The organism is uncultured Ellagibacter sp. (assembly GCF_934636505.1).
Lineage (GTDB): Bacteria > Actinomycetota > Coriobacteriia > Coriobacteriales > Eggerthellaceae > Ellagibacter.
In genome coordinates this window covers 1-7,812 of the sequence record NZ_CAKUAL010000080.1, presented here as the reverse complement: position 1 = coordinate 7,812, position 7,812 = coordinate 1, and the positions used below count along the sequence as shown (strand labels likewise).

6 protein-coding genes are annotated in these 7,812 nt (G+C 62.4%); all 6 read left to right on the top strand.

The window, feature by feature from the left end; genetic code table 11:
* Positions 1-19 precede the first annotated feature (19 nt).
* Positions 20-1,258, top strand: a complete 1,239-nt coding sequence (sstT, locus tag Q0G18_RS08230; protein ID WP_297151874.1) for a serine/threonine transporter SstT — start codon at positions 20-22, stop codon at positions 1,256-1,258.
* A 214-nt stretch (positions 1,259-1,472) separates the two neighbouring features.
* Positions 1,473-2,576: an iron ABC transporter permease gene (locus Q0G18_RS08225; RefSeq protein ID WP_297151871.1), complete on the top strand. Its 1,104-nt coding sequence runs from the start codon at positions 1,473-1,475 to the stop codon at positions 2,574-2,576.
* A gap of 3 nt (positions 2,577-2,579) precedes the next feature.
* Positions 2,580-3,362, top strand: a complete 783-nt coding sequence (locus Q0G18_RS08220; RefSeq protein WP_297151868.1) for an ABC transporter ATP-binding protein — start codon at positions 2,580-2,582, stop codon at positions 3,360-3,362.
* A gap of 27 nt (positions 3,363-3,389) precedes the next feature.
* Positions 3,390-4,586, top strand: a complete 1,197-nt coding sequence (locus Q0G18_RS08215; RefSeq protein WP_297151865.1) for an ABC transporter substrate-binding protein — start codon at positions 3,390-3,392, stop codon at positions 4,584-4,586.
* 2 nt (positions 4,587-4,588) lie between these two features.
* Complete coding sequence (locus Q0G18_RS08210) at positions 4,589-6,427, top strand: Ig-like domain-containing protein (RefSeq protein ID WP_297151862.1); 1,839 nt, start codon at positions 4,589-4,591, stop codon at positions 6,425-6,427.
* Between the two features lie 20 nt (positions 6,428-6,447).
* On the top strand, positions 6,448-7,812 hold a 1,365-nt coding region (locus tag Q0G18_RS08205; RefSeq protein WP_297151859.1), incomplete at its 3' end, for a hypothetical protein.

Below are 7,812 nucleotides of genomic sequence, written 5' to 3'. Positions count from 1 at the left end.
AGGACCGCCAGTTGACACCATCAAGAAGATCGGGCGAACCTGGAACTCGATCAGCCTCATCAAGCGCATCATCGTGGGCCTCGTCATCGGCACCATCCTCGCGCTCGTCGTCCCCGGGAACGAGATCATCGAGATGCTCGGCACGCTTTTCGTGAACGCCCTGAAAAGCGTCGCCCCCATTCTCGTGTTCTTCCTGGTAATCAGCGCCCTTTGCAACGCGAAGGGCGGCGGGCAGATGAAGCTCGTCATCATCTTGTACCTGGTGGGCACCTTCATCGCAGGCGCCGTCGCCGTCCTGGCGAGCACCCTGTTCCCCGTCGACCTCACGCTCTCCACCGCCGCCGAGGCGCAATCCTCGCCCTCCGGCATCGGGGAAGTCCTCGCAACGCTTGTCACCAACGTGGTCGCCAACCCGGTCACGGCTCTCATGAGCGCGAACTACCTCGGCATCCTCGCTTGGGCCGTCGTTTTGGGCATCGCCCTTAGGCGTGCAAGCGACCAGGTGAAAGACGTGTTCACGAGCATCTCCGACGCCGTGTCGACCGTCGTCCGCTGGATCATCTCGCTCGCCCCCTTCGGCATCCTGGGCCTCATCTACACGGCGGTTTCCACCAACGGTCTGGAAATCTTCACCGAATACGGCCAGCTACTGCTCGTGCTCGTAGGCTGCATGCTCTTCATCGCCTTCGTCACCAATCCGATCCTCTCCTTCGCGTGCTTCCGCAAGAACCCCTACGGGCTTGTTCTTCGCTGCCTGAAGGATTCCGGCCTCACCGCGTTTTTCACCCGCAGCTCCGCGGCGAACATCCCTGTGAACATGGAGCTGTGCCGCAAGCTGGGTCTTAACAAGGACAACTACTCGCTTTCCATCCCGCTCGGCGCAACCATCAACATGGGCGGCGCTGCAGTCACGATCTCAGTCATGGCCATGATGGCAGCGCACACGATGGGCATCCAGGTCGACATCCCCACCGCGATCATCCTTTCGGTCCTCTCCGCCGTGAGCGCATGCGGCGCGTCGGGCGTCGCGGGCGGCTCGCTACTCCTGATTCCGCTCGCCTGCTCGCTTTTCGGCATCGGCAACGACATCGCGATGCAGGTCGTCGGCATCGGCTTTGTGATCGGAGTCATCCAGGACTCCTGCGAGACCGCGCTCAACTCCTCCTCCGACGTGCTCTTCGCCGCATCTGCCGAGTACAGCCAGTGGAGAAAGGAAGGCCGCGACTTCAAACCCGGAAAAGACATCGAAGCCGCGTAGAGCTCTACCGAAAAGACAACCAAGCCTCACCAGAAAGCGCCCCATCGAGGGCGCTTTCCTTTTTCCTGCACCTCCCGCGTCAGTTCTTATCCTAAATCGAACATATTGCCTAGAATTCGCATAATACTTATTTTTAGATGTTCTAATTCTGGTATAGTCTTCTTTGGCTTTATTTGGCGTTGCATATATTTTGATTTAGGGGATTTCAATTACGATGCAGAAAAGCACGCAGAGCGTCACGACGCCCGATTTCAGCGAAGAATACCGCGAGGCGCAAAAGGCACTCGATAAAAGGATCCCGCTTGGGGTGAAGCTCGGCATCGTCGCCGTGCTCGTCATCATGCTCTTCGCCTCGTTCGCGCTCGGCAAGTACCCCGTCGCGCCCGACGAACTGGTGAAAAACGTCGCCGCGCAGATTACCGTCGGCGTGTACAACCTGTTCAACGACCCCGATATCGTCATCTCGGACGCGGCGAACACAGCCCTGTTCAACATCCGCTTACCCCGCATCGTCGTCGTGATGCTCGTCGGCGCCGCGCTTTCCGTCGCGGGCGCCGCCTATCAGGGCATGTTCAAAAACCCCCTCACCTCCCCCGACCTCCTCGGCGCATCCGCCGGCGCAAGCTTCGGTGCCTGCTTGGCGCTTCTGCTCGACATGCCGAACTACATGGTGCAGGTCTTCGCGTTCGCGGGCGGCATGGTGGCCGTGGCGTGCGCCGTGTGGCTCAACCGCATGGTCCGCTCCGACGCCATCCTAGGCCTCATCTTAGGCGGCATCCTCGTATCGACGCTCTTCCAATCGGGCACGTCGCTCGTGAAGCTCATGGCCGACGCCAACGACAAGCTCCCCACCATCACCTTCTGGCTCATGGGCAGCTTCGCAAGCGTGAGCGACGGCGACATGAAAGCCGTCATCATACCCATGATCTGCGGCTTCTTACTCTTATTGCTCGAAAGCTGGAAACTCAACGTGCTCTCGTTCGGCGACGAGGAGGCGCGCTCGATGGGCATCAAAACCAAGCGAGTGCGGCTCATCGTCATCTTCGCCTCGACCCTTATCGTGTCGTGCTCGGTCGCGGTCTCAGGCATCGTCGGTTGGGTCGGCCTTGTCATCCCGCACCTCGCCCGTGCGCTTGTCGGCCCCAACTATCGAGCGCTCCTGCCGGCGTCGATGGTCATCGGCGCAAGTTACCTCTTGCTCGTCGACAACCTCGCACGACTGCTCGCCACGGTGGAAATCCCAATCGGCATCCTCACCTCCATCCTCGGCGTGCCGTTCTTCATCTTCATCTTCAAGCGCAACCAGAAGGGGTGGTAAGCGATGAGCCATCTTCTGGAAGTACGCGACGTCCACGGCGGATACCACAAGACCGAAATCGTCCACGGCGTCTCGTTCACCGTCGAACACGGGGAATTCGTTTGCATCATCGGCGCGAACGGCTGCGGCAAGACGACCACCTTGAAGACCGTCTTGGGGCTTATGAAGCCGACCGCCGGCGAGGTGCTCATCGACGGAAAGAGCACGCACGATATGGACGAGCCGGAGCTCGCGCGGCATTTCGCCTACATCCCCCAGGCGCACACGCCGCCCTTCCCCTTCAACGTGGCCGACGTCGTGCTCATGGGGCGCACCCCGTATGTGAACCGGCTCGCCGTGGTGAAGCCCGACGATCGCGCCATCGCGTGGCGCGCCATGAAGCAGATGTCGATCGAGCACTTGGCGGACCGTCCCTACACCGCGCTTTCAGGCGGCCAGCAGCAGCTCGTGCTGATCGCGCGCGCCCTCACGCAAGAGCCCGATCTGCTCGTCATGGACGAGCCGACCGCAAGCCTCGACTTCGGCAACCAGCAGCTCGTGCTCTCGCGCATGAAGTCGCTCTCGCGGGCGGGCATGGGCGTGGTCATGGTGACGCACGACCCCGACCATGCGCTGTTCTGCGCCGACAAGGTCATCGTCATGGAGAAAGGCCTCGTCATTAACGAGGGAACGGCGGGCGAGGTCATCACCAACGATACGCTGCGGCAGATTTACGGAACGAACGTCCATGTAATCGACGTTGAGATAGAAGCGGGCCACACCGAGCGCGTGTGCATACCGTTGTAAAGGACGAGAAGGAAGCGAAGAGAGATCGTGACGAAGAGTGAGAACGGGAACAATCAGGCGATGAGCCGCAGGAAGTTCCTGCAATTCGGCGGAGTTGCGGCGATGACCGTGCTTTTGCCCTCAAGCGGGCTTTTGTCGGGCTGCTCGGCAGATCAGGTGACGGGAGCCCTCGACAACATGGGGGTGAAATCGGGCCTCGACGCGACGTTCCGCGGCACCCGCGAGTTCACCGACTCCTGGGGCCGCACGCGAACCATCCCCACGGTCGACAAGCTCGAACGCGTGTACTTCACGAGCGCCCTTGCGCAGATCTTCGTGTTCACGCTGGCACCGCAGCTGCTCGGCGGCACGGGCATGCAGTACACCGAGGAGGAACTGCGCTACCTACCCGCGGGAACCGAGAACCTCATCTACATGGGAACGCTCTCGGGCGGCGGCGAGATCGACCGCGAGATGCTGCTCAAGCAGGACATCCAGCTCATCATCGACTGCTCGGGCACGACGCTTTCCGCAGCGGACGTCTCGACCGCGGAGAAGCTCGAGAGCCAGACGAACATCCCGGCCCTGTGCATCGACGGGTCGTTCGACAACATCCGCACCGCCTACAAGCTCCTCGGGGAAATTCTCGGCGCCGAAGAGCGCGCAAGCGAGATTGCCACGTACCTCGAGCGCGTCTACAACGACGTCACGGCGGCGACCGCCGACATCCCCGACAGCGAGAAAGTGCGCCTCTACTACGCCGAAGGCCCGCTCGGCCTGCAGACAGAGCCCGACCGCGGCCAACATGCCCTCACCTTTGACGTGGCGGGCGCGAACAACGTCTCCGCCGTCGAGGAAACCCAAGGCATCGGCATGACCAACGTGAGCTTGGAGGCAGTGCTCGCCTGGGACCCCGAGGTCATCATCGCGTGGGACGATGTCATCCGCGGCGGTGCTGACGAGATCATCCGCACCGACGAGAAGTGGAGCCACATCTCCGCCGTGAAAAACGGCCGCGTCTACACGATGCCGAACGCCCCGTTCGCATGGTGCGACCGTCCGCCGGGAGTGAACCGCTTCCTCGGCGTCCAATGGATCGCGAACATGCTCTACCCCGACCGCTACGACGTCGACATGGTGGAGGAAGTCAAGAAGTTCTACTCGCTTCTGTACTGGGTCGACATCACCGATGACGATGCGCGCGAGCTTCTCGGCAATTCGTATCCGCCCTACGGAAAGCAGTAGCGATGCCCATCCAGACCATAAAAGCCAAACGACTTGCCAGCGACGCGCTGCGCTGCTTGCTCGTCTTTCTGCTTGCGTTCTCGCTGACGTTTTACGCGCAGGGAGCCGCGTTTGCAGAAGGCGAGTCGGATGGCGGAAGCTCCACCGAGCAGCCCTCCAATCCCGACCCGGCGCCCGAACCTGACCCCAATCCCACGCCACAGCCTCCCACCCAGTCGGTGGAGGGCATCTCGCTTTTCTACGAGACGCCCTATGTCGGAAACGGCTGGAAGATCGCCTCGAACAGCTGGGAAAACACCCCCGAGACGCACGGCCAGCTCACGAAGAAGGGCGAGTCGCTCCAGTTCAAGGTGCAACTCGTGTGGAACGACGGATCGACTTCCTGGGCGGGTGACACCGGGCACATGACCAGCTGGTCGATAAGCGACCCGGCGATTGCGCATGTAAGCACATCCGGCCAGGTGACGGCGCTCGCGAACGGCACCGTCACGCTCACCGCGACCTGCGACGGGATTACAACTTCCTACATTATCGACGTGAGCGGGCAGAACAACGAGCTCTACGTGGAGAGCATCGTCATCTGCGACGAAAACGGCGAGCCCTACACCGAAGCGGGCGCACGCCTTTACAACACGAACCAGACGCTCCAGCTCGTCGCGTGCGTGACGGTGGCGAACCCCGCCGACGGCACGACGACCGATTACCTCACCTCCAACGGGCTATTGAGCCAGCAGACAAACGGCGCGATCGCCGACCTCTCGTGGAGCGTCGATGACTCCACCTTCGGCTACGTCGAGCCGACGACCGGCCTCTACCGCCCCGCCGAGGAGGCGAACGTCTGGGTGAGCGCCACGTCCACGGCCGGAATCGGCGGCGCGACCGTTACGGGCAAGGTATGCGTAAGCACCGCTGCCGAGGAAAAGCCCGATCCTGTGGCGCGCCCACAGGACTCCCTCACCGTAAAGGTCGTGTGGGAGGAAGCCCCCGACAAGGTCGTTTCCGAGAAGACGTTCTCGCGCGCCGAGGTCGAGGCGATGGGCATGGTCGAGCAGACCTACACCGTCATCGGCTCGGCGAACCGCTTCGCCACGGTAAGCGGCCGAGGCGTCCTGCTCTCCACGGTGCTTGAAGCAGCGGGAGCGAACCTCGACGGCATCAAGGAGTTCCGCTTCGTCACCGCCGACACCCCCGTCGGGTCCTCGGACTTCGGCACGGCGGTGAGCTACAACATGCTTTTCGGCTCGATTCGCTATTACTTCCCGCAATACGACGCGGGCGGCAACGTGCAGGGAGGCATCCCCGTGTCCCCGATGCTCGCCGTGCAGTCGAACTTCCGCTGGTACAAGTACGGCGACTCGATCGACCCTGACTATTCCGACATGAACGATAACGCCTGCTTCCGCCTGCTCTTCGGAGCGACCGGATCGGGCCAGGTCACGTCGAACGCCCAGGTCTATTGGATCAACACCATCAAAGTTGTCCTCGCAGGCGCTCCCCCCGTCCAGCCTAAAATCGGCACCAACAACACCGGCGACGGCACCGGGCAAGGCGGAAACGGCGGCGGAGAAGGAGGCGGAGACGGCGGAAGCACCGGCACCGATGTCGGCGACGCCACCGGCCTTGGGGGCGGGTCCGCTGCGATCAGCGACGGCGGTGGCGGCACCACGGGCGGCTCATGGCAGGTCTACCAGGTCATGAACCCCAACCCCTCCGACGTCGACACCATTGATTTTGAGAACCCCTTCGCCCCGTTCGTCATCCCCTTCGCTGTCGGCACGGCAGCCGCAGGAGGCGTGCAGATGGGTGTGAGATACCGCAGACAGAAACTACCCCTGAGATAGCGTTCGAAAGGAGACCGAAGATGAAGAAGAACATCCGCACCGCAGCGATGGGCGCCGCGTTCGCATTCGCGCTTGCCTGCGCTGCACCATGCGCCGCTTGGGCAGTCGAGACGCCCAGCAGCGTGACCACCGTCGACGAGGCTCAATCATGGGCAGAGGCGTATCTCGACGACGCCCCCAAGCTGCTCTCCCTTGACGAGGAGCAACCAGGTTGGGAGCTTATCGAGCTCGCCAGCACCTCGTGGGACCTGCGCGCGGTGAGCCCCGACACCTCCTGGTACTCGGAGGGCGCATCGAGCTACACCTTAAGCACCGGATCGCAGCTCGCAGGCCTCGCCGAGCTCGTCAACTCGGGCGTCACCTTCGAGGGCAAGACCGTGACGCTTGCAAAGGACATCGTGTTCATCCGCGCCGAGGTCACCCCCATCGGCGGGGAAGGCGGACACGAGTTCAACGGCACCTTCGACGGCGCGGGCTATTCAATCCGCGGCTACAACCTCACGTCTCTTGCCGATGCAGGCGAGCGCGCAACGAACATCGCGCTGTTCGGCGGATGCGGCGAGAAGTCGGTCGTGAAGAACGTTCACGTGACCGGCGCCACCGTCACCGTCCATCGCTCCGCAAGCTCCTCACAGGCAGTCTCGAACGTAGCCGCCCTCATCGGCACCTCGAAGGGTTCGGTTGAGAACTGCACCGTCGACGCCACGATCGACGTCGCCGTCGACACGCCTCAAACCGACACCGTGAAATGCGTTATGTCCAAGATCGGCGGCATGGCGGCAAATGTGTACGGCGATGTGAAGAACTGCGAGTTCTCGGGCAGCCTCAAGGCCATCACCAACACCGCAGGTTCCGACGGCACCGACGGCAACGGCCGCTCACCGGGGCTCATCGTCGCGAAAACCATCGGCGGCGTCGTGGCATACCTCGGCGACCCCGCGCAGGAGGAAATCGAAGGCGCAAGGACGCACGGCAACATCTACAACTGCGTGTTCTCCGGCTCTATCGACTCCCAATCCCCCTGCGAGGCGGGAACCGACCGCTTCGGTGAGAAGATCTCCGCCATAACCGAGGGCGTCGGCGGAATCGTGGGCTTCTCCCTTGGCAGCGTCTACGACAGCACCTGCAAGGGCATCGTCTCCGGTGCTCAGGCGAGCATGACGGGCGGCATCGTGGGATCCCTGCGCGGGTTGTCGATGAGCGGCTCGGGAGACTCGACCGAGATCGACTACGGCTCCAAAGATGACATCCTTTACGCGCAGCGCTGTTTAACTGATAAAAATGCCCAGGTCACCGGATTGTATTCCGGCGGCGGCATCGTCGGCAGTGCAGGAAGCTACACCGTGGTCACCGAGTGCGCGAACGCGGCGCTCGTCACCGTAAAC

Bases quoted from the DNA above. Each gene is read 5' to 3' on its own strand.
- Q0G18_RS08225 (WP_297151871.1), top strand. From the start codon at position 1,473: ATGCAGAAAAGCACGCAGAGCGTCACGACGCCCGATTTCAGCGAAGAA.
- Q0G18_RS08220 (WP_297151868.1), top strand. From the start codon at position 2,580: ATGAGCCATCTTCTGGAAGTACGCGACGTCCACGGCGGATACCACAAG.
- Q0G18_RS08210 (WP_297151862.1), top strand. From the start codon at position 4,589: ATGCCCATCCAGACCATAAAAGCCAAACGACTTGCCAGCGACGCGCTG.